The sequence below is a fragment of the Tsukamurella sp. TY48 genome (assembly GCF_019656655.1).
Lineage (GTDB): Bacteria > Actinomycetota > Actinomycetes > Mycobacteriales > Mycobacteriaceae > Tsukamurella > Tsukamurella strandjordii.
Map to the genome: position 1 here is coordinate 2,266,158 of NZ_BPMV01000001.1, position 20,414 is coordinate 2,286,571.

Below are 20,414 nucleotides of genomic sequence, written 5' to 3' on the forward strand. Positions count from 1 at the left end.
GATCACCCCCGGGCCAGAGCGGCCAGCACCAGGTCGAGCACCACGATCGCGCCGGCCTTGTCGAGTGGGTCGTTCCCGTTGCCGCACTTGGGGGATTGCACGCACGACGGGCAACCCGCCGGGCATTCGCAGGCGGCCACGGCATCGCGGGTGGCGAGCAGCCACGTCGCGAGCGCCTCATAGCCGCGCTCGGCGAAGCCGGCGCCGCCCGGGTACCCGTCGTAGACGAAGATCGACGGCAGGCCGGTGTCCTCGTGCAGCGCCGTCGAGAGCCCGCCGATGTCCCACCGGTCGCACGAGGCCACGAGCGGCAGCAGGCCGATCGCCGCGTGCTCGGCGGCGTGCAGCGCGCCCGGCCAGTGCTCCGGGGCGAGGTCCGCGGCCAGCAGGGCCTCCGGATCGATCGTGATCAGCGCAGCCTGCGTGGCCAGCGAGGTCTCCGGCAGGTCCAACTCCACCGCATCGAGTACCTCGCCGGTGCGCAGCGTGCGCAGGTATCCCACCACCTGGCTGGTGACCTCCACCGAGACGAACCGCGCCGTGACCGCCCCCAGCTCCTCGGTCTGGTGCACCGCCGTGATCCGGACATCGGAGTCCTCGCGGGCCGAGGTGGTCCACTCCGGCTCCTCGGCGTGCACCATGGCCAGGCCCTCGTCGAGATCGAGCTCGTCGACCACGTACGACTCGCTCTGATGCACGTGCACCGCGCCCTGGTACACCGTGGACAGCGCGCGATGGAAATCGACGGTGCCCAGCAGCCGGCCGGTGGACTCCTCCACGATCAGTACCTCGCTGCCCGCCCCGCCTCGGATGTTCACGCGCGCATGGGGATCGATCCCGGCGGCCAGGAAGTACCCGGCGGGCCGCTCCCGCAGCAGGCCGTCGGCTGCGAGCCGTCCCACCACGTCCACCGCGCCCAGGGTGGCCACCTCCTCGCGGGTCAGCGGCAATTCGCCCGCGGCGCAGAGCAGCTGCGGCCCAAGGACGTACGGGTTCCACGGATCGGTGATCGTGGCCTCCACCGGACGGCCCAGCAGCGACTGCGGGTGGTGCACCAGGTACGTGTCCAGCGGATCATCGCGCGCGATCAGCAGGATCAGCGAACCCTGCCCGCGGCGCCCACTGCGCCCGGCCTGCTGCCAGAACGAGGCCACCGTCCCCGGGAAACCCGCCATCAGCACGGCATCCAATCCCGCTATGTCCACGCCCAATTCGAGCGCGTTGGTGGTGGCCACCGCCAGCAGCTCACCGTCGCCCAGGCCGCGTTCCAGGGCCCGACGATCCTCCGCGAGGTACCCGGCGCGATAGGCGGCCACGCGGCCGGCGAGTTCCGGTGTGGCCTCGGCCAGCATCCGCCGGGCGGACAGCGCGACGGTCTCCGCGGACCGTCGGGAACGGACGAAGGCCAGTGTGCGGGCGCCCTCCACCACGAGATCGGCGATCATCCGGGACGCCTCCGTGGTGGCCTGCCGCCGCACCGGGGCGCCGTTCTCGCCCTCCAGGTCCGGGATCAGCGGCGGCTCCCACAGCACCACGGTGCGCGGCCCGTGCGGAGAGGAATCGGTGTCCACCGCCACGCAGTCCGCGCCGATGAGACGGGAGGCGGCGCCAGCGGGATCGGACGTGGTGGCCGAGGCGCAGATCACCGTGGGGGCGGCGCCGTACTTCGCCGCCACCCGCAGCAGCCGCCGCAGTACCAACGCCGTGTGCGATCCGAAGACGCCGCGGTAGTGATGGCACTCGTCCACCACCACGTACTTCAGTCCTCGTAGGAAACGTGCCCACTTCGCGTGCCGCGGAAGCATTCCCACGTGGATCATGTCGGGGTTCGTGAACACCCACCGGCTGTCGGACCGCGCCCACCGCCGCATCTCCTGCGAGGTGTCGCCGTCGTACATCGCCGGCGATACGGTGTCCGAACCGTCGAACAGCGACATCAGGCGCACCGCGGCGGCGTGCTGATCGGTGCCCAATGCCTTGGTGGGAGAGAGGTAGAGGACGGTGGCGCGCGGCTCGTCGGCCAGCGCCGTCAGCACGGGAAGCTGATACGCCAAGGACTTTCCTGACGCCGTACCGGTGGAGATCACCACGTGCCGGCCGGCGTGAGCGTGCTCGGCGGCCTCCACCTGGTGCCGCCACGGCCGTTCGACCCCGGTCTCGATGAGGCCGTCGCGGATGTCCGCCGGGAGCCAGGTGGGCCACTCCCCGAATTCCGCTCGCCGTGACGGGATGTCCGCGATGTGGGTGATCCCATCGCCCCCGGCGCCGGTGCCCGCCTGGATCCGGGCCAGCAGCTCGCGCCCGAAGGTGTTGTGCTCCACTGCGATTGCCCCCGACGCTGCACCTGTACCGATCGCCCCGCGCATCCCTTCCGAGGCGGTATCCCACTCTACTCTCGGGTAGGAACTCGGATACGATTCGACGCCCGCCGGGTTAACAGCAGGCGAATTCACCCCGCCCGCTGTCGCTCGATTCGAAATCGTGATTGACTGTATGCGGTCGCAGCTCCCGCCGGGGGTCCGAGTGGACCATCGGGGGATCGATGTTGCGGGCGTGGTACTGAAGGTTTTTGTGTGCGGACTCCGCAAACGGCTCCAGAAAGTATGGCGGCCGGAACCGGCCAGGAACACGCCCTCATCTTGGGTGAGTTCCTACACCGGTAGTAAGACAAGTTAGGAAACATCTCAATGGCACAGGGCACTGTGAAGTGGTTCAACGCGGAGAAGGGCTTCGGCTTCATCGCTCCCGCCGACGGCTCGGATGACGTGTTCGTCCACTACTCGGAGATCCAGGGCAACGGCTTCCGTACGCTCGAGGAGAACCAGCAGGTCGAGTTCGAGGTCGGCCAGGGCACCAAGGGCCCGCAGGCCACCGGCGTCCGCGCTATCTAAGAAACCTCCGCACCACGCGATAAGCGTTTCTCGCGACACCCCCTCACCGCACGGTGAGGGGGTGTCGTGCATTCGCGACCGGTTCGCGACGCGATCGAGATCGTGTCGGCACCGGGCGGGGCGTGCGGGCGAACTACTCTTAACCGGTGTCCCAACTGTCACTCTTCTCCGCCGAGCAGACCGCGCCGTCGCCGCGCGACCTCGCCGGAGTCCTGGCGGCCCCGGGGCAGATCGTGCAGCTCGGCGGTAGCGCCCGGATCTCCGTGGTCGTCTCCGCCCCCTGGCGCGCCGACGCCCTGGCCGCGATGATCGCCGAGGCCGGCCTCCGCGGCGAGACCGGCACCTCCGACGAGGGATCGCCCCTGGTCCGGACGCTGGCCAGCCCCGAACTGCAGCCGCTCGCGCTCGAGTGGACCCGCGGCGCCGCCAAGGTGGCCCCGCCCACCTGGGTGCCCGGACCCCGCGCCCTGCGCGCCTGGGCCCTGGCCGCCGGCGAGCCCGACGGGGCGCACTATCTTCTCCACCTCGACCCGCACACGCCCGAGACCGCGCCCGTGCTCGCGACCGCCCTCATGCGCGCGGGCATCGCTCCCACCCTGGTGGGCACCCGCGGTAATCGCCCCGCGCTGCGGGTGTCCGGGCACCGTCGGCTGCTGCGCCTGCGGGAGAGCATCGGCGACCCGCCGCCCGTCCCGGAGGCATCCGCCGAGTGGCCGGTTCCCTGACCGCCGACTGGCGAGGATCCGGCTGTGCGCGGCGTGCACGGCACCCCTAGATATAAGGTGTCCGGTAGCAAGTCCGATTCGGGTGCGGCAGAATGGGCACCCGTGACCCCAGCGTCGGAGGAGACGTACGGGGTGCAGGTGGCGCGAGGCGACCACCGGTAACAGGCAGGAGGGTCCATGGCGGCACGCGGGAAGGCAGCAGGCGAGGACGGCTTGCATCGTCTGGTGATCGTGGAGTCCCCTGCCAAGGGCAAGAAGATCGGCGATTACCTGGGGCCGAACTACACCGTCCGGGCGTCCATGGGACACATCCGGGACCTCCCCAGCCGCGACAACCCGCTGCCCGAGGCCGATCAGGGCAAGTCCTGGTCCCGACTCGGCGTGGACGTCGACCACGACTTCGAGGCCCACTACGTGACCTCCGCGAGCAAGCGCTCCACGGTCTCCGAGCTGAAGTCGCTGCTCAAGCAGGCCGACGAGCTGTACCTCGCGACAGACGGTGACCGCGAGGGCGAGGCCATCGCGTGGCACCTGCAAGAGGTGCTCAAGCCCAAGGTCCCGGTCAAGCGGATGGTCTTCCACGAGATCACCCAGCAGGCCATCCAGGCCGCGGCGCAGGAACCCCGCGAACTCGACATGAACCTCGTCGACGCGCAGGAGACCCGCCGCATCCTCGACCGCCTCTACGGCTACGAGGTCAGCCCCGTGCTGTGGCGCAAGGTGAACCAGGGCCTCTCGGCCGGCCGCGTGCAGTCCGTCGCCACCCGCATCATCGTCGACCGCGAGCGCGAGCGGATCGCCTTCCGCACCGCCGGCTACTGGGACATCGCCGCGCAGCTCGACGCCGGCGCGCAGGCCACCCCGCGCACCTTCGGCGCCCGCCTCGTGGGCGTGGACGGCAACCGCGTGGCCACCGGCCGCGACTTCGACGCGCAGGGCCAGCTCAAGAAGCCGGCCGGCACCACCGTGCTCGACGGTGCGCGGGCCAACGCCCTGGTCGCAGGCCTGCAGAACGCGACCCTCACGGTGAACTCCGTCGAGGAGAAGCCCTACACCCGCAAGCCCTACGCGCCCTTCATGACTTCCACGCTGCAGCAGGAGGCCAGCCGCAAGCTGCGGTTCAACACCGACCGCACAATGCAGGTGGCGCAGCGCCTCTACGAGGGCGGCTACATCACCTACATGCGTACCGACTCGACCACGCTGTCCGAGACGGCCATCGCCGCCGCCCGCGATCAGGCGCGGCAGCTGTACGGCGACGAGTACGTGCACCCCACCCCGCGGCAGTACACCCGCAAGGTGAAGAACGCGCAGGAGGCGCACGAGGCGATCCGCCCCGCCGGCGAGGTCTTCCAGACCCCCGGCGCGCTGAACTCCGTGCTGGGCACCGACGAGTTCCGGCTCTACGAGCTGATCTGGCAGCGCACCGTCGCCTCCCAGATGGCCGACGTCAAGGGCACCACCCTGAGCCTGCGCATCGGCGGCACCGCGACCAGTGGCGAGACGGTGGAGTTCGCCGCCTCCGGCCGCACCATCACCTTCCCCGGCTTCCTCTCGGCCTACGTCGAGACCGTCGACGATCAGGCGGGCGGCGAGGCCGACGACGCGGAATCGCGTCTGCCGCAGCTCACCAAGGGCCAGAGCGTGACCGCCGCCGAGCTCATCGCCGCCGATCACGTGACCAGCCCGCCCGCCCGCTACACCGAGGCCTCGCTGGTCAAGACCCTCGAAGAGCTGGGCATCGGCCGCCCGTCCACCTACGCCTCGATCATCAAGACGATCCAGGACCGCGGCTACGTGGTGAAGAAGGGTAACGCCCTCGTGCCGCAGTGGGTCGCCTTCGCCGTGATCGGCCTGCTGGAGGGCCACTTCGGCGGCCTCGTGGACTACAACTTCACCGCCTCCATGGAGGACGATCTCGACGAGATCGCCGGCGGCCGCGAGGGCCGGGTCGACTGGCTCACCCGATTCTACTTCGGCGACAACGGCGATGCCGCAACGGTTTCCGCCGACGGCCCCGGCCCCGACAGCCCCGGCCTGAAGAACCTCGTCGCCGCCAACCTGGACGCGATCGACGCCCGCGAGATCAACTCGATCCCGCTGTACACCGACACCAACGGCAACGTGGTCTACGTGCGCGTGGGCCGCTACGGCCCGTACCTGGAGCGCACCGTCGCCCCCCAGGACGGGGAGACCGAGCCCGGCGAGCCCACGGTCCAGCGGGCCAACATCCTCGCTTCGATGACCCCGGACGAGCTCACCGAGGAGGTCGCGGAGAAGCTGTTCGCGACCCCGCAGGACGGCCGCCCGCTGGGCGTGGACCCGGCGACGGGCCACGAGATCGTCGCCAAGGAGGGCCGTTTCGGCCCGTACGTCACGGAGATCCTGCCGGAGCCCGAGACCGATCCCGAGGCGGAGAACCTCGACGAGGCGGCGACCACCAAGGCCAAGCGCAAGAAGAAGACCGATGCGCCGAAGCCGCGCACCGGTTCACTGCTCAAGACCATGGACATCGAGACGGTGACCCTCGAGGACGCGCTGCGGCTGCTGTCGCTGCCCCGCGTGGTGGGTGTCGATCCCGAGTCCAAGGAGGAGATCACCGCGCAGAACGGCCGCTACGGGCCGTACCTGAAGAAGGGCACCGACTCCCGGTCGCTGGCCACCGAGGAGCAGCTGTTCACGGTGACCCTCGACGAGGCGCTCAAGCTGTACGCCGAGCCGAAGCGACGGGGCCGTGGCGCCGCCGCCGCGCCGCCGCTGCGGGAGCTGGGCAACGACCCGGTGTCCGGTGCCGCGATGGTGATCAAGGACGGCCGGTTCGGTCCGTACGTCACCGACGGCGAGACCAACGCCTCGCTCCGCAAGGGCGACGAGGTCGCGTCGATCACCGACGAGCGCGCCTCCGAGCTGCTCGCGGACCGTCGCGCCCGCGGACCGGTGAAGAAGAAGGCCACCAAGAAGGCGGCGGCCAAGAAGGCGCCCGCGAAGAAGGCACCGGCCAAGAAGGCCGCGGCGAAGAAGGCAGTGGCGAAGAAGACGGTGGCGAAGAAGACCACCGCCAAGAAGGCCGCGCCCGCGAAGAAGGCACCGGCGAAGAAGGCACCGGCCAAGAAGGCCGCACCGGCGGCCGACGAGACCGTCTAGTCGTCGTAGAGGGGGCGCGCCAGCTGCGTGAGCTGGCCGCGTCCCCGCAGCTCGATCGCCTCACCCAGCGTCCACAGGGCCTGCTCGGCCTCCGTCGCCGCCTGTACCGCGCGACCGGCGGCGAGCAACGACGAGGGCTCCGACTTCGCGATCTCGGTGATCCGCGCCGCCTCGTTCACCGGATCGCCGATCACGGTGTACTCGAACCGCGCCTTCGCGCCGATGTGCCCGGCCACCACCTGACCGGCGGAGACACCGATGCCGAAGCCGGTGCCGCCGAGCACGTCCCGCAGCTGGAACCGCATCTCCCGCGCCGCCGCCAGCGCGGCGCCCGCGGAATCGGGGTGCGGCAGCGGGGCACCGAAGATGGCCAGCGCCGCATCGCCCTGGAACTTGTTGACGAAACCGCCGTGCAGGTCGACGAGGTCGACGACAACCTTGAAGAAGTCGTTGAGCAGGTCGACCACCGCGGCCGGCTCCTCGGTGACGGCCAGCTTGGTGGAGCCGACCAGGTCGACGAACAGCACGCCCACCTCGCGGGTCTCGCCGCCCAGGTGGGTGCCGTGCTCCAGCGCCTGCCGCGCCACGTCCTCGCCCACGTACCGGCCGAACATGTCGCGCATCCGCTGCCGCTCGGCCAGATCGTGCACCATGTCGTTGAAACCGGCCTGCAGCAGCCCCAGCTCGCTGGAGTCGTAGATCTTCACCGAGGTGTTGAAATCACCGTCACGCACGCGGCGCTGCGCCCGGAACAGGTCGCGGATCGGATCGCCGATGGACTTCGCCGCCCGCACCATGCCGAGCAGGCCGGCGGCCAGCGCCACCAGCGACAGCAACAGGATGGGGTCGATCATGCTGGGCGCATCGGGATCGACCAGGCCGAAGTGCTGCAACAGGATCACCATGAGGATGCCGATGATCGGCACCGCGGTGCCCAGCAGCCAGCTGAGCATGATGCGCGTGTTCACGGACAGTCCGGCGGTGCCCTGCGGCTCCTGCGCCAGCGCCGCCACCGTGATCGGCCGCAGCACCCGCTCGGTCTGCATGTAGCTCAGCGCGCACGTGGTCGCTGCGCCCAGGAAGACCGTCATCGCGATCACCGCGGGGGTGCCGGTGGGGGCGTCGTAGTTGATCACCACGAAGATCGCGCCGCCCACGATCCACAGGATCGCCTGCAGCAGCGCCATCCGGCTGGGCAGCGCCAGCACCCGCTGGGAGATGTCGAGGTCGTTGGGGGCGCTGCGGCGGTGCCAGCGCAGCACGGGCAGCACCAGACGCAGGCCCACGATGGTGCCGATCGCGGTCGCGAACAGCAGATAGGACACGAACACCAGCAGGTTCACACCGCTGATCTGCTGGATCTGCACCGACTGGTTGACCGGCAGCGCGAACCGCAGGAAACCGAAGACGAAAACCGCGCCCAGGATGTTCGACCGCAGGATGTCCAGCGCGAAGATCGGCCACGGGGTCTTGGCCAGCCAGCGCGCCAGCCGCATGAAGCGACTGAACCTGCTAGCTGGCGTGACCACGGGTCCAACTTAGCTTGCACTCGGCTCGTGGGACGAGGGCTAGGCTGGTGGCGTGAGTGGGGTGTTCAGTCGGCTGGTCGGGCAGGACGCGGTGGTGACGGAGCTGCGCGCGGCCGCGGTGGCCGCACGTGAGGTCGCGGCCGGGTCCGGCACCGTCGCCGATCTGGCCGGGTCCGCGATGACCCACGCCTGGCTGTTCACCGGCCCGCCCGGCTCCGGACGGTCGGTCGCCGCCCGCGCCCTGGCGGCCGCGTTGCAGTGCGAGACCCCGGGCGAGCCGGGCTGCGGCGAATGCCGCGCCTGCACCACTGTGCTCGCCGGAACCCACGCTGACGTGCGCGGAATCGCGCCGGACGGGCTGTCGATCGCGGTCAAGCAGATGCGTGAGGTGGTGGCCGATGCGTCGCGGCGGCCGTCCGTGGGCAGCTGGCAGATCGTGCTGATCGAGGACGCCGACCGCCTCACCGAGCAGGCCGGTAACGCGTTGCTGAAGATGGTCGAGGAGCCGCCCGCGCAGACCATCGTGCTGCTGTGCGCGCCCACCGTCGATCCCGAGGACATCTCCGTCACGCTGAAGTCGCGATGTCGGCATGTGCCGCTCGTCACGCCGTCGGCGGAGGCGATCGCGGCGGTGCTCGAACGCGACGGCATCGACCCCGAACGCGCCGCCTGGGCGGCCGGGGTGTGCGGCGGCCACGTGGGCCGCGCGAAGCGCCTCGCCACCGATCCGGAGTCGCAGAAGCAGCGCCGGCAGGCCCTGGGCGTGGCCCGGGCCGCCACCTCCGAGGGCGTCTACGGCGTGGTCGAGCAGTTGCTGCGCGATGCCGAGTCCACCGCCAAGGAGCTCAACGCCGACCTCAACGAACGCGAGACCGAGGAACTGCGGACCGCGCTCGGTGCGGGCGGCACCGGCCGCGGCACGGCCGGGGTCATGCGCGGTAGCGCGGGACAGCTCAAAGACCTGGAGAAGCGGCAGAAGGCGCGCAGCACCCGGGCCGTGCGCGATGCGCTCGACCGGGCGCTCATCGACCTGGCCGCGCTGTTCCGCGATGCCCTGGTGCAGGGTTCCGGTGCGCGGGTCACGCTGATGCATCCCGACGAGGCCGAGCAGACCAGCCGGCTGGCCGGCTACGCGCGGCCCGAGGGGCTGCTGCGCTGCGTGGAGTCGGTGCTCGACTGCCGCGAGGCCATCGACCTCAACGTCAAGCCGGTGGTGGCGCTGGACGCGATGGCCGCCGGGGTGTCCTCGGCGCTGCGCGATTACCGCCGCTAGTCTCCGCGCAGCTGCACCTGGTCGATGGTGGTCTGCCACTTGCCGCCCGAGATCTGCGAGAGCCCGGTGATCCACACCAGCACGTAGCGGGTCTTCTCCGAGGCGCCGGCCGCGAAGGCGGTGTCGCCGCTGCTCAGCGTGCCGTCCCACACCGTCGAGGTCTGATCGAGCGAGCTCACCGACGCCGACGATGCCGTGCGCACCTGCACCGTCGATCCCGCGCTGGGCGAGGTGATGGTGCCGGAGGTGACCGAGGCCTCGCGGTCCAGGGTGATCAGGAAGCCGACGCCGGACTTGAGCCCGCCGAACTTCGGTCCGCTGAAGTACTGGTCGGTCTTCCAGGACGGCGAGGCACCGGTCAGCACGTTCCGGAGATTGGGCGACGAATCGTTCGTGCCCTGGAAGTTCACCAGCTGGACCGAGGTGCCGGTCAGCGGCGAACCACTGGCCGCGCCGCCCTTTCCGGTCGGGGAGAACAGGTAGAAACCGCCCGCCACCAGCGCCACGATCACGATAAGCGCACCGATCACGATCGGCAGGCTGCGCTTGCGGGGCTTGGTATCGCCGCGGTACTCGGCGGGCGGGTACTGCTCCGCCGGATAGCGTTCGGCCGCGGTCGCCGGGGGATAGGCCTGCGCGCGGGTGGGGGCGGGCTGCGGCGCGGTGTGCCGGGGCGGCGGGTACGCGCCCGGCGGCGGACCGTAGGAGCCGGTGGCGGGACCGTACGAGCCGGTGTCGCCGCCGCCGGCCGGGTAGGCGCCGGTCGACGGTGACGGGTGCTCGGCCGTCCCCGCCTGCGCCGGCATCGTCGGGACCTCGCCGCGCAGGCCGGCGACGAACTCCGCGCAGGAGGCGTAGCGGTCCTCGGGCCGCTTCGCGAGAGCCTTGCGGAAGACGAGGTCGAGATGCGGCGGGAGATCCGGATTGCGCGAGGTGATCTTCGGGGCCGGCTGATTCAGGTGTGCGGAGATCACCGCGGCGGGCGAATCGCCCGGAAAGGGCGGGGTGCCGGTGAGCAGCTCGAAGACGGTGCAGCCCAGCGAGTACAGGTCGGCCCGGTTGTCCAGGTTCTTGTTGTCGAAGGCCTCCGGCGACATGTAGGCCATCGTCCCCACGGTGACGCCGGTGGAGGTGACGCCGAGCGCTTCGCCCGCGGCCTTCGCGATGCCGAAATCGGCGAGCTTGACCTGCGGCGCACCGTCGGCGTCGAAGGCCACCAGGATGTTGGCGGGCTTCACATCGCGGTGGGTGATGTTCGCGTGCCGGTACGCGTAATCCAGCCCGGCGCCCGCGCCCGCCGCGATCTCGATCGCCAGGGGCAGCGGCATGGGCCCGCGTTCGGCGAGCATCTGCGCGGTGTCCGGTCCGGCCACGTACTCCATCGCGATCCACAGCCGGCCGTCGTGCTCGCCCCGGTCGTACAGGTGGATGATGTTGCGGTGGTTGAGCTGGGCCAACAGGTAGGCCTCGCGCTCGAAGCGGGCCTTGTACTGGGGGTTGCTGCTCACCGAGGAGTGCAGCAGCTTGAGCGCGTCCTGGCGGGGCAGCCGGGGGTGCTCCACGAGGTACACCTCACCCATGCCGCCACCGCCCAGGCGGCGCACCACGCGGTATCCCGCGATGTACTGCTCGTTCATCCGCTCCCTCTGCGCCACGGCCAGACTGTCTTCACGCATCCGTTCCACGGTAGCGGGACACCCTGAGCTTGCCATGTTCTTGCAGGTCAGGGAGGCGGAACGGGTGCGGCTCAGGTCGCGGCGGGCCCGTACGCCAGGTGCAGCACGCCGTTGTCGTAGGACTGCGACTCCTGCAGCGTGAGGGTGAGCTCCTGGTCGGTGAACAGGCGCTCGCCGCGGCCGAGCACCACGGGGTACACGAACAGGTGCAGCGAGTCGAGCAGGCCGTCGTGCAGCAGCCCGCGGACCAGCTGGCCGCTGCCGCTGATGTAGATGTCGCCCTGCGCCGTGGCCTTGAGGTCGGCGATGGCCGCGGGGTCGTAGGCGCCCAGCGCGACGGTGTTGTTCCACTGCTCCACGAGCGGGTTCGCGCCCACCACGTGCTTGGTGGTGTCGTTGAAGAAGGGTGCGCCCGGATCGTCGTCGGGGGTGCGGTCCCGCCATGCGGGCGCGAACATCTCGTAGGTCTTGCGGCCCAGCAGGATATCGCTCGCGGCGCCGGTGATCGCCCCCAGTGTCTCGCCCATGGCCGGATCGAATCCGAACGGGAAGGTGAAGCTGGGGTCGTCGAAATAGCCGTCGAGCGTGACGAATTCGTGTGCGTGAATGGTGCCCATGATCCCTCTTCCGGATAGACCGACGCGCCCTCTCGGCGTCCGCAGCGAAGGTACCCCGCGCGGGTGCGCGGTGCTGCGGAACGCGGGAGAGGGCGCGTCGGTGGAACCGGTCAGACGCTCGCGGGCGCCGTCCGCGTGCTCGACGACAGGCGCAGGCCCGAGCTCTCGTCCAGCGACAGTTCGCTGCTGAGCCGCTTGGCGTCCTCGAAGTAGCTCATCGACATGCGCCAGTCATCGGCCTCGCCCTGCCGCGGCAGCTCGGCGAGGGCGCGCTGCACGTAGCCGGCCTCGAAATCGAGGGCGGGGCGGGTGGCCATATCGGGATCGGCCACGGCCACGGCCACGTCCTGCCCCTGCCGGTCCATGGTGTTGATCAGCTTGGTGATGTACTTCCACAGCATGCCCACCTTGAGCGTCCACGACGAGTTCGTGTAGCCGATCGCCAGCGCGGCGTTCGGGACGCCGGAGAGCATCGCGCCGCGGTGGATCACGGCGTTCGGCACGTCCACCTCACGTCCGTCGACCGAGAGCGTCACGCCGCCGAGCAGCTTCAGCTTCAGGCCCGTGGCCGTCACGATGATGTCGGCGTCCAGGCGCTCGCCGCTGGCCAGCTCGATGCCGGTCTCGTCGAACGTGGCGATCTTGTCGGTGGCCACATCGGCCTTGCCGCTGCGGATCGCTTTGAACAGGTCGCCGTCGGGCACGGCGCACAGCCGCTGGTCCCAGGGGTTGTAGGGCGGGTTGAAGTGCACGTCCACCGGGAAGTCCTTGGGCAGGCGCTTGGCGTTCTCGTTGCGGATGATCTTGCGGGCCGCCTTCGGGAAGCGCTGCGCGAAGACGTACACGCCGCGCTGCTGCCAGATGAAGCGCTTGCGGGACAGATCGTGACCGATCTTGTGGCCGAACACCTTGTGCAGGGTGTTCGTGATGGGGTCCTGCTTGGGCACCGGCATGATGTACGTCGGCGTGCGCTGCAGCATGGTGACGTGGCCGGCGGTCTTGTCGCCGGTCAGCAGCGACGGGACCAGGGTCACGGCGGTGGCGCCGGAGCCGATCACCACCACCTTCTTGCCCGTGTAGTCGAGGTCCTCGGGCCAGAACTGCGGGTGGATGATCTGGCCGGCGAAGCGGTCGCGGCCGGCGAACTCGGGGGTGAAGCCCTGCTCGTAGTCGTAGTAGCCGCTGCCGAACAGGATCCAGTTCGCGGTCAGCGTGGTGGGCTCGCCGTCGCGCTCGATGGTCAGTGTCCAGCGGGCGTCCTCGCTCGACCAGTCGGCCGAGATCACCTTGTGGTTGTAGCGGATCTTGTCGCCGAGGTCGTTCTCGTCGATCGTCTCCTGCAGGTAGTCGATGATCTTGTGCGCGTCGGCGATGGAGTCCTTGCTCTCCCAGGGCTTGAACTCGTAGCCGAAGGTGTGCAGGTCGGAGTCCGAGCGGATGCCGGGGTACTTGAACAGGTCCCAGGTGCCGCCGAAGGTGTCGCGGCCCTCGAGGATCGCGAAGGACTTGGTGGGCAGCTCGGTGCGGATGTAGTGGCCGGCGCCGATGCCGGAGATGCCGGCGCCGATGACCAGGATGTCGAGGTGCTCGGGGGTGCTGCTCGTCATAGCTGTTTCTCCTGCTGATGGGGCTCAGTGATAGAACCGATGCCCTACTCTCTCGCGGCGGCGGTGGCGCGGGCCACAGCAGAATGCACCCGGTTGCCCTACGGCGTTGTGCAGATCGTCACGCGGTGCCTCGCGAAAATGCACACCACAGGGCCGCCGCGGACACTATGTCCACGCCCCGCCGCTGCGGAGCAGTTTCACGCGCCGCTCAGGGCGCCAGCCAGCGCAGTACGTCGAGGGCGACGGCCACCCCGGTCGGGTTCTCGGCGAGCGGGCGGGGGAGCAGCTCGTCGGCGCGGGCCAGGCGGCGGATCACCGTGTTGCGGTGGGTGTACAGCCGCTCCGCGGTGCGGGAGGTGTTGAACTGCTCGCTCACGTAGGTGGCCACGGTGTCGCGGGTGTCCTGGTCGGCGGTCAGCAGCTCGCCCAGGGTGTCGTGCACGAACTCGTCGGCCTTGGCGGTGTCGGCCGTGATCAGTGAGATCAGCGCGATGTCGTCGTAGCGGGCCACGCGCCGCGGCGAGCCGAGCCGGCTGAGGAGGCGCTGCGCCGCACCGGCGTCGAGGTGGCTGCGCCGGAAGCCGTCGAGGTCGTCGCCCGGCCGGCCCAGTGCCACCCGGACCTCGGGGTGATCGGCCAGTTCGCGTGCCAGTTCGGCGCTGTGGGGGACCACGGTGCCGGGGAGCCATACCCACAGGGCCGAGGCGCTGGCCACCACGGTGAGCGGTCGCGCGGTCCCCGCGTGCCGGGCCAGGGCCTGCGCGGCGGCGTCGAGGTCGGCGGCGTCGCCGGTGGTCCAGACGACGGCGGCCGTGTGCGGTCCGGTGAGGCGGTAGCCGAGCTGTTGTTCGGCCCGGTCCCGGGCGATGGGCGCGCCCTGCAGGACCAGAGAGATCGTGGCCAGACGGTCCGCGTTGGTCCCGGTGGTCAGTTGGTCGCGTTCGGCGGCCATGCGCACGGCGATCGCGGTGATGGTGTCGTCGATGTACACCGACATCGATTCCCAGGTCACGGCGAGCAGGTCGCGCAGTTCCTCCGGATCGTCGGTGAGGGTGAAGCACAGCTCCATCCAGCGTCGCCACGCCGCGTTCAGTCCGGTGCGGTAGGAGTCGATGCCGTGCAGGTCGAGGCCCCGTCGCACCAGGTCACGGGCGACGGCGAGGGCCTCGTCGTCGGTGTTGGGCGGTACCCGGGCGCCGGGGTGGCGCAGGTTGTGGGTGGCCCACAGCAGCATCGCGGCGGTGTTGGACTGGCGGACCAGTTCGGCGAGCGTGGGATCGGCGGCGATGCCCTGCATGATGGCCCCGGCCAGCGTCGCGTCGTGGAGCTCGGCCACCCACTCCTCGGGCGGATTGCTCGCGATCTCCGCGCCACGGCGGATCAGCTCCTTCACCCGCTCCGACGGTTCGGGCCAGGTCTTGCGCATCGAGGTCCCTTCGATCTGTCCGTCGATTCTCGCGCAGGCGTCAGCGGCCCGGGTCCACCGGGCCGGACTCGTCCCGGGGACGACGGTCACCGGGGCGCAGTGAGGATGTCAGGTCGGGGCGTGGTGCCGCGTCACGGTGGTCACGAGGAGTGCGGTGGCCGGGGTCTCGGACAGTGAGCGGAGCCGGTGGGGCAGCGTCGCGGAGAAGTATGCGCAGTCGCCGGTCTCGAGCGGTGTCTCGGTGCCGTCCACGGTGAGACCGAGGGTGCCGGCGATGACGTAGACGAATTCGTCGCCGTCGTGGTGCACCGGGTCGGACTTCTCGTGCGGGGGATGGACCACGAAGGGATGCATCTGCTTGCCCGAGAGTGCCGCGGCGACCGGGTCGTAGATCGGACGGTCGGCCCGGCCCGGGGTGATGCGCTGTGCAGCGCGTTCGATGGTGACGCCGCCGGAATCGGTCTCATCCCGGTCCACGAAGATCTCGGCGGCGTCCACGCCGAGCGCCTCGGCGATCCGCAGCGCGATCGCGATCGACGGTGTGCTGCGGCCTCGTTCGACCTTCGACAGGTAGCTCTTCGTGACCCCCACGCGCTCGGCGAGGGCGTCGAGGGTCAGTCCCGCGCTCAATCGTCGCGCCCGCACCATCGCCGACATCGGTCTCGCCCGCCCTGTTCTTCTTCGTTGCGTGTGCTCCATCCGGTAGCGGGATCGATCCTACCGCACAGGACCCCAGTTGACGATAGGACACAAGTGTCCTACGGTGGGAATCGGGTTCGACCAGCGGACCCGGAACTGAAAGGTCTTGTGCTGATATGGCATCGACGATGGGGCTCGGCAAACAGGAGTTGATGGACACCGCCCAGCGGGCGATGGACACGACGATGATCACGCAGGAGTGGACCGATCGGCAGAAGCTCGCGCTCACCTGCCGCGCCCTGTACGACGCGGGGCACGATTCCGGGCTCGCCGGGCAGATCTCCGCCCGCGGAGACGAGCCGGGCACCTTCTGGACGCAGCGGCTCGGCCTCGGTTTCGACGAGATCACCGCCGACAACCTCCTACTGGTCGACGAGGATCTCACCGTCCTCGCCGGCGACGGCATGGCCAACCCCGCGAACCGTTTCCACAGCTGGGTCTACCGCGCGCGGCCGGATGTGAACTGCATCGTGCACACGCATCCGCTGCACGTCGCCGCGCTGTCGATGCTCGAAGTGCCGCTGCAGGTCTCGCAGATGGACATCGCGCCGCTGTACGACGACTGCGCATTCCTCAAGGACTGGCCGGGTGTCCCCGTCGGGAACGAGGAGGGCGAGATCATCTCCGAGGCGCTCGGCGATAAGCGCGCGATCCTGTTGGCCCACCACGGCCAGCTGGTGGTGGGCGCGACGATCGAGGAGGCCTGCTCGCTGGCCCACCTGATCGAGCGGGCGGCCCGCCTGCAACTGCTCGCCATGAGCGCGGGCGAGATCGCTCCGCTGCCACCGCGGCTCGCCCGCGAAGCCCACGACTGGACCCTGTCGCACCGCCGCAGCGAGGCGAATTTCCAGTACTACGCGCGCCGCGCCCTCCGCACCCACCCCGACGCCGTCTGAGCGTCAACACCGACCCGTGAAGGAAATCGCATGACCGTCTCCGGCATCGTCGCCTATCCCATCACCCCGTTCGCCGCGGACGGGACCGTGGATCATCTCGCCCTGCACCGAGTGCTCGACCGCCTCGTGGACGGTGGCTGTTCCGCCGTGGCCCCGCTCGGGAGCACCGGCGAATCCGCGTATCTGGACCTCACGGAGTGGACGCAGGTGGTGGCGAGCACCGTGACCCACATCGGCGGCCGCGTCCCCACCGTGGTCGGGGTCTCCGATCTCACCACGCGCGGGGCTGCGGAACGGGCCCGGATCGCCGAGGGGCTCGGCGCCGATGTGGTCATGGCACTGCCGGTCTCGTACTGGAAGCTCACCGCGGCCGAGGTGCAGCGGCACTTCGAGGCGATCGCGGGGGCCGTGTCGATCCCCGTGATGGTCTACAACAATCCGGCGACCGCGGGGATCGATCTCACGCCCGAACAGCTCTGGGAACTGGTGCGTGATGTCGAGAACATCACCATGGTCAAGGAGTCCACCGGCGATATCGACCGCATGCACCGGCTCCGCGAGCTCAGCGGAGGAACGCTGCCCTTCTTCAACGGCAGTAACCCGCTCGCACTCAAGGCCTTCCAGGCGGGTGCGGCCGGATGGTGCACTGCCGCGCCGTGTCTGATCCCGGAGCAGGTTCGCGATTTCCACGCCGCCGTCGCGGCGGGCGACGACGCCCTCGCCGAAGAACGCTTCGCGCAGATCCGGCCGCTTCTGGAGTTCATCGTCGCGCGTGGACTGCCGACCACCGTGAAGGCGGGGCTCACGCTCACGGGCATCGCCGCGGGCCATCCTCGGCGACCCCTGCTGCCGCTCGACGACGCCGAGGCGGAGGAGCTGAGCAGGCTCCTCACCGCCGCCGGCGTGGGCTGACGCGCCCGGGTCAGATGCGGGCGGGCCCGACGGTGGCCAGGGTGAGGCCACCGGCGCGGGCCAGCGAGTCGCTCACGGTCCAGTAGTAGGTCCTGGCCACGGCGGGGTCACCGGTCAGGATCGACGAGACGATGCCGAGCGCGGCCCCGTCGGACAGCCGGATCAGGGGCCCGCCACTGTCGCCCTGCCGCGAGGCGATATCGGTCGCGATCTGCCGGGCATCGGCCTTGATCACCACACCGCACCGCCACCCGGTGGTCACGCCCTGCTGGCACACGCGGTCGCCGGCGCGAGCGATGCCCACGCTCCGGGGCTGGACCGCGCCCTTGCCCGCGGTGGTAGTGACGTTCGGGCGGAACTCGAGCACCGCCCAGTCGGGGGCCGACGGGTCGGCAGGGCCGCGCTTGCCGGTGTCCGGGTTGACGCGAGTCGGCGGGTTGGACGAGTTCGCGACCCGCCCGATCTCGCGGATCGTGTTCGGCTTGCCGGGAGCGGGGACGCCGATGCGCTGCCCGGTCGTGCCGCAGTGACCGGCGATGAGGCCCACGCGGCTGCCGTCCGGACGCACGGCGATGAAGCCCAGGGTGCAGCGCGAAGCATCGACGGTGCCGTCCGGGTTCTCCTTCTTGGCGATGCTGATCGCCGAACCGGGGCCCACGGTGACGGCCGGTGCGGGCGCAGGCGGTGCGGGCACTGCCTGGGCGGCGGGAGCGCCGAGCCCGGCTGTCAGGATCGCGGTGATGGTTCCGGCGATCGCGCCTGGCAGAGCTGACCGTGCTCGCATTGCTGTCCCCCGTCTCGTTCTGCACCGCACTCCGGTGCGGCGGAATTCCTGGCCGGAGTTTAGGGTAGCGGATCAACGCATTTCGCTCTACGGCACAGTGAATTCACGAATCCGCGTGCGCGGGGATGGAACGCGCGACAGAGGGTGCGGAGGGTGATCGAGGACGATCACCCTCGCATGGCGGTCGAGCTTCGGGACGCGACCGCCGCGGTCAAACGAGTGATCTGACACCGGTTTCGCCGAATCCGGCCCGCACGGACGTTGGCGGCGAGGGAGCGGTTCTGGGTGTACATGGATCTGGGTGAGCCCTGCGGTGAAGATCTGGTGGGCGTTTGGTGGGCCCGTCGCGATGGCCCCTGTCTAGCTTTGTAGCGCAGCCAACGTGTTTCGCATCTCCTCAAGGGTAGGATTTCCGCACGCTCGATGCACGGACTCGGCCATCTCGAATGTGAAATCCTCGGGATTCTTTCCTAGTTGGAGAAAGCTGTACCCGAATTCATCTGAGGGAGTCCAATCAACTCCATCGGTGAGCAACTCGGGAAACTTCAAAGTTGTCGTTTGTAGAGTATTCATCCATCCGATGTCGGAAACGCTCGACAGGGTATTTGGTTGGGGACGAGGTGGCGGCATTTCGCCGCGCAGAAGGGATTCGACCTCTATGTCGGTAAATATTTGGGCTCGTTCTCGGGTGCGTTGGATTTCTCTCTGCTTGAAACTGACGGCCGTGGCTTCGGTGACGGGCCACGTGGCGCGACCGGTTGAGTACCAGTCGACGACTGCTGCGGTGATCGCATTCGGCGCGACGACGCTCGAAAGGTCACTCACTGTGGCCCGTCCATCCCTGTAAACAAGGCCGCACTGATAGTCGCCGTGGCATTCCAGGTGAACGATGCCCCTATCCCGGTGGGCGTCAAACTGATCAATCAGTGTGTTCGCTGCAAGATCGGGAGAGCCGGGGAGCGCTGTCGTGTCGTAGCCCGTTTCGGAACCTACGCCCACGAACCACTCTGACCCGGGGGCGACGGTGAACAAGAAAGTTGCGAGCGTGAAAGCTCGTTCGTAAGGGGTGTCGGTGTCGTCGTTGACATTGAACCCGATCGCTGGGGATCCCCAGTGGATTCGCCATCGCTGATAGTTCACTAGGTGGCTTCCATCTTTAAGATTGTCGGCATCGATAACGTTCATATCTCTTCGTAGTTCCCTCGTAGTGGTGGCTGGTTGTCAACTCAGGAGGGCGTGCGGATTGGGTAGGCTCGTTGGGCAAAGCCACCGTCAGCTAGCGGTCTGCGCGCAGCGACCTTCCGACTCGCTATTGGCGCGGGCCGAACTGCCACCAACACCGCGCGCCGCGCAGGCCCCTTCTCCGCGTCCATGGCTCGACGGTAGGTGGACAGTCTGACGCGCGTCGGTATTGAGTTCTCGACCAGCGGGTCCGCGCGGCTCCCTGTTTGCTGCCGATCGGTACCCGTCGGGACTGAGCTGGGCCTTTGTGTCCCATTTTGGGGCCGCATCCGGCGCTCGCATCGACAAAGGCCAGGGCAGAAAATGTCTCTGACCTGGCCTTTATCTGGGAGCCGCCTGGGGGAATCGAACCCCCGACCTTTTCATTACGAGTGAAGCGCTCTACCGACTGAGCTAAGGCGGCGTGGCCCTACCGAGGCAGGACCGAGGACCAAGTGTACTGATCGTCCCGGCGGGCACCAAACGCACGGCTCAGCTGGGCCGCTTCGCCAGCACCTGCTCGCGCAGGATGTCGGCGTGCCCGAGGTGCTGCGCGTACTCGCGCAGAGCGTGGAGGTACACCCACTGGAGCGGCAGTGGCCCGAGTCGGTGCCCGGGGAAGACATGATCGAGACCAAGGCCCGCGGTGGCGCGCCGTGACGCCGAACAGGCGTCCGTGTGTGCGGCGAGCACCGCCGCGATGGTGTCGCTGTCGTCGAGAACGAAGGACTCGTCGGGGGTCTGCGGTATGCCGATCTCTGCCCGGCTCCGGCCGGACAGTGCGGAGTCGAACCACACCTTCTCGACGAACGCGGCGTGTTTGACCAGTCCCAGCAGCGTGGTGCGGGAGGGCACGAGCGCCGCCCGCGCCTCATCCTCTGTGAGTCCATCGAGAGTGGCCGCCAGCCGGGATCGATGTTCGTCGAGGAAGACCTCGAGCTGTTGTCGCAGTGGCGCTTCGATTGCGGCGCGCTCGATCGTCGGCTGCGTCATGAGATGAATCTAGCAGCGGCG

At 69.3% G+C, this 20,414-nt stretch carries 16 protein-coding genes and 1 tRNA gene; 6 read left to right on the plus strand and 11 right to left on the minus strand.

The window, feature by feature from the left end; genetic code table 11:
* Nucleotides 1–2 precede the first annotated feature (2 nt).
* A complete protein-coding gene (locus tag TTY48_RS11030; protein WP_220657528.1) occupies nt 3–2,366 on the minus strand; it encodes a DEAD/DEAH box helicase in 2,364 nt (787 codons plus the stop codon).
* Between the two features lie 321 nt (nt 2,367–2,687).
* Between TTY48_RS11030 and TTY48_RS11035 the strand changes: the two genes are divergently transcribed.
* The 3 genes from TTY48_RS11035 to topA all read left to right on the plus strand — a co-directional run bounded on the left by TTY48_RS11035 (nt 2,688) and on the right by topA (nt 6,760).
* The gene (locus TTY48_RS11035; protein ID WP_220657529.1) at nt 2,688–2,891 is read left to right on the plus strand and encodes a cold-shock protein; all 204 of its coding nucleotides are present in this window, start codon (nt 2,688–2,690) and stop codon (nt 2,889–2,891) included.
* Nucleotides 2,892–3,037: 146 nt separating this feature from the next.
* Nucleotides 3,038–3,616: a hypothetical protein gene (locus TTY48_RS11040; protein WP_220657530.1), complete on the plus strand. Its 579-nt coding sequence runs from the start codon at nt 3,038–3,040 to the stop codon at nt 3,614–3,616.
* A gap of 177 nt (nt 3,617–3,793) precedes the next feature.
* Nucleotides 3,794–6,760 (plus strand): type I DNA topoisomerase, encoded by a 2,967-nt coding sequence (gene topA, locus TTY48_RS11045; protein ID WP_220657531.1) that lies wholly within the window; start codon nt 3,794–3,796, stop codon nt 6,758–6,760.
* Here topA and TTY48_RS11050 read toward each other — a convergent pair.
* Nucleotides 6,757–8,256, minus strand: a complete 1,500-nt coding sequence (locus TTY48_RS11050; RefSeq protein ID WP_220657532.1) for an adenylate/guanylate cyclase domain-containing protein — start codon at nt 8,254–8,256, stop codon at nt 6,757–6,759. The genes topA and TTY48_RS11050 overlap by 4 nt on opposite strands.
* A gap of 85 nt (nt 8,257–8,341) precedes the next feature.
* Here TTY48_RS11050 and TTY48_RS11055 point away from each other — a divergent pair, with 85 nt between their 5' ends.
* On the plus strand, nt 8,342–9,562 hold the full coding sequence (locus TTY48_RS11055) for a DNA polymerase III subunit delta' (protein ID WP_220657533.1): 1,221 nt from the start codon (nt 8,342–8,344) through the stop codon (nt 9,560–9,562).
* Here TTY48_RS11055 and TTY48_RS11060 read toward each other — a convergent pair.
* From TTY48_RS11060 to TTY48_RS11080, 5 genes are all read right to left on the minus strand, one after another.
* Entirely contained in the window at nt 9,559–11,238 is a 1,680-nt protein-coding gene (locus TTY48_RS11060) for a serine/threonine-protein kinase (protein ID WP_255585635.1), read from the minus strand. The genes TTY48_RS11055 and TTY48_RS11060 overlap by 4 nt on opposite strands.
* A gap of 71 nt (nt 11,239–11,309) precedes the next feature.
* Nucleotides 11,310–11,855, minus strand: coding sequence for a dihydrofolate reductase family protein (locus tag TTY48_RS11065; RefSeq protein WP_220657534.1), 546 nt, complete (start codon nt 11,853–11,855; stop codon nt 11,310–11,312).
* A gap of 110 nt (nt 11,856–11,965) precedes the next feature.
* A complete protein-coding gene (locus TTY48_RS11070; protein WP_220657535.1) occupies nt 11,966–13,462 on the minus strand; it encodes an NAD(P)/FAD-dependent oxidoreductase in 1,497 nt (498 codons plus the stop codon).
* Nucleotides 13,463–13,670: 208 nt separating this feature from the next.
* The gene (locus TTY48_RS11075) at nt 13,671–14,888 is read right to left on the minus strand and encodes a CdaR family transcriptional regulator (RefSeq protein WP_220657536.1); all 1,218 of its coding nucleotides are present in this window, start codon (nt 14,886–14,888) and stop codon (nt 13,671–13,673) included.
* 108 nt (nt 14,889–14,996) lie between these two features.
* Nucleotides 14,997–15,545, minus strand: a complete 549-nt coding sequence (locus TTY48_RS11080; RefSeq protein ID WP_220657537.1) for a helix-turn-helix domain-containing protein — start codon at nt 15,543–15,545, stop codon at nt 14,997–14,999.
* Nucleotides 15,546–15,703: 158 nt separating this feature from the next.
* Here TTY48_RS11080 and TTY48_RS11085 point away from each other — a divergent pair, with 158 nt between their 5' ends.
* Nucleotides 15,704–16,483, plus strand: a complete 780-nt coding sequence (locus TTY48_RS11085) for an aldolase (protein ID WP_220657538.1) — start codon at nt 15,704–15,706, stop codon at nt 16,481–16,483.
* Between the two features lie 30 nt (nt 16,484–16,513).
* The gene (locus tag TTY48_RS11090) at nt 16,514–17,395 is read left to right on the plus strand and encodes a dihydrodipicolinate synthase family protein (RefSeq protein ID WP_220657539.1); all 882 of its coding nucleotides are present in this window, start codon (nt 16,514–16,516) and stop codon (nt 17,393–17,395) included.
* Between the two features lie 10 nt (nt 17,396–17,405).
* Here TTY48_RS11090 and TTY48_RS11095 read toward each other — a convergent pair whose 3' ends face one another.
* The 4 genes from TTY48_RS11095 to TTY48_RS11110 all read right to left on the minus strand — a co-directional run bounded on the left by TTY48_RS11095 (nt 17,406) and on the right by TTY48_RS11110 (nt 20,393).
* Entirely contained in the window at nt 17,406–18,179 is a 774-nt protein-coding gene (locus TTY48_RS11095) for a S1 family peptidase (protein WP_220657540.1), read from the minus strand.
* A gap of 360 nt (nt 18,180–18,539) precedes the next feature.
* The gene (locus TTY48_RS11100) at nt 18,540–19,364 is read right to left on the minus strand and encodes a hypothetical protein (protein WP_220657541.1); all 825 of its coding nucleotides are present in this window, start codon (nt 19,362–19,364) and stop codon (nt 18,540–18,542) included.
* Nucleotides 19,365–19,751: 387 nt separating this feature from the next.
* Nucleotides 19,752–19,824 (minus strand) — tRNA-Thr (locus tag TTY48_RS11105).
* 68 nt (nt 19,825–19,892) lie between these two features.
* Nucleotides 19,893–20,393, minus strand: coding sequence for a DinB family protein (locus TTY48_RS11110; protein ID WP_220657542.1), 501 nt, complete (start codon nt 20,391–20,393; stop codon nt 19,893–19,895).
* Nucleotides 20,394–20,414: the final 21 nt, after the last annotated feature.

Bases quoted from the DNA above. Each gene is read 5' to 3' on its own strand.
- TTY48_RS11030 (WP_220657528.1), bottom strand. From the start codon at position 2,366: ATGCGCGGGGCGATCGGTACAGGTGCAGCGTCGGGGGCAATCGCAGTG.
- TTY48_RS11035 (WP_220657529.1), top strand. From the start codon at position 2,688: ATGGCACAGGGCACTGTGAAGTGGTTCAACGCGGAGAAGGGCTTCGGC.
- topA (WP_220657531.1), top strand. From the start codon at position 3,794: ATGGCGGCACGCGGGAAGGCAGCAGGCGAGGACGGCTTGCATCGTCTG.
- TTY48_RS11050 (WP_220657532.1), bottom strand. From the start codon at position 8,256: ATGCGGCTGGCGCGCTGGCTGGCCAAGACCCCGTGGCCGATCTTCGCG.
- TTY48_RS11060 (WP_255585635.1), bottom strand. From the start codon at position 11,238: ATGCGTGAAGACAGTCTGGCCGTGGCGCAGAGGGAGCGGATGAACGAG.
- TTY48_RS11065 (WP_220657534.1), bottom strand. From the start codon at position 11,855: ATGGGCACCATTCACGCACACGAATTCGTCACGCTCGACGGCTATTTC.
- TTY48_RS11070 (WP_220657535.1), bottom strand. From the start codon at position 13,462: ATGACGAGCAGCACCCCCGAGCACCTCGACATCCTGGTCATCGGCGCC.
- TTY48_RS11075 (WP_220657536.1), bottom strand. From the start codon at position 14,888: ATGCGCAAGACCTGGCCCGAACCGTCGGAGCGGGTGAAGGAGCTGATC.
- TTY48_RS11080 (WP_220657537.1), bottom strand. From the start codon at position 15,545: ATGTCGGCGATGGTGCGGGCGCGACGATTGAGCGCGGGACTGACCCTC.
- TTY48_RS11085 (WP_220657538.1), top strand. From the start codon at position 15,704: ATGGCATCGACGATGGGGCTCGGCAAACAGGAGTTGATGGACACCGCC.
- TTY48_RS11090 (WP_220657539.1), top strand. From the start codon at position 16,514: ATGACCGTCTCCGGCATCGTCGCCTATCCCATCACCCCGTTCGCCGCG.
- TTY48_RS11095 (WP_220657540.1), bottom strand. From the start codon at position 18,179: ATGCGAGCACGGTCAGCTCTGCCAGGCGCGATCGCCGGAACCATCACC.
- TTY48_RS11100 (WP_220657541.1), bottom strand. From the start codon at position 19,364: ATGAACGTTATCGATGCCGACAATCTTAAAGATGGAAGCCACCTAGTG.
- TTY48_RS11110 (WP_220657542.1), bottom strand. From the start codon at position 20,393: ATGACGCAGCCGACGATCGAGCGCGCCGCAATCGAAGCGCCACTGCGA.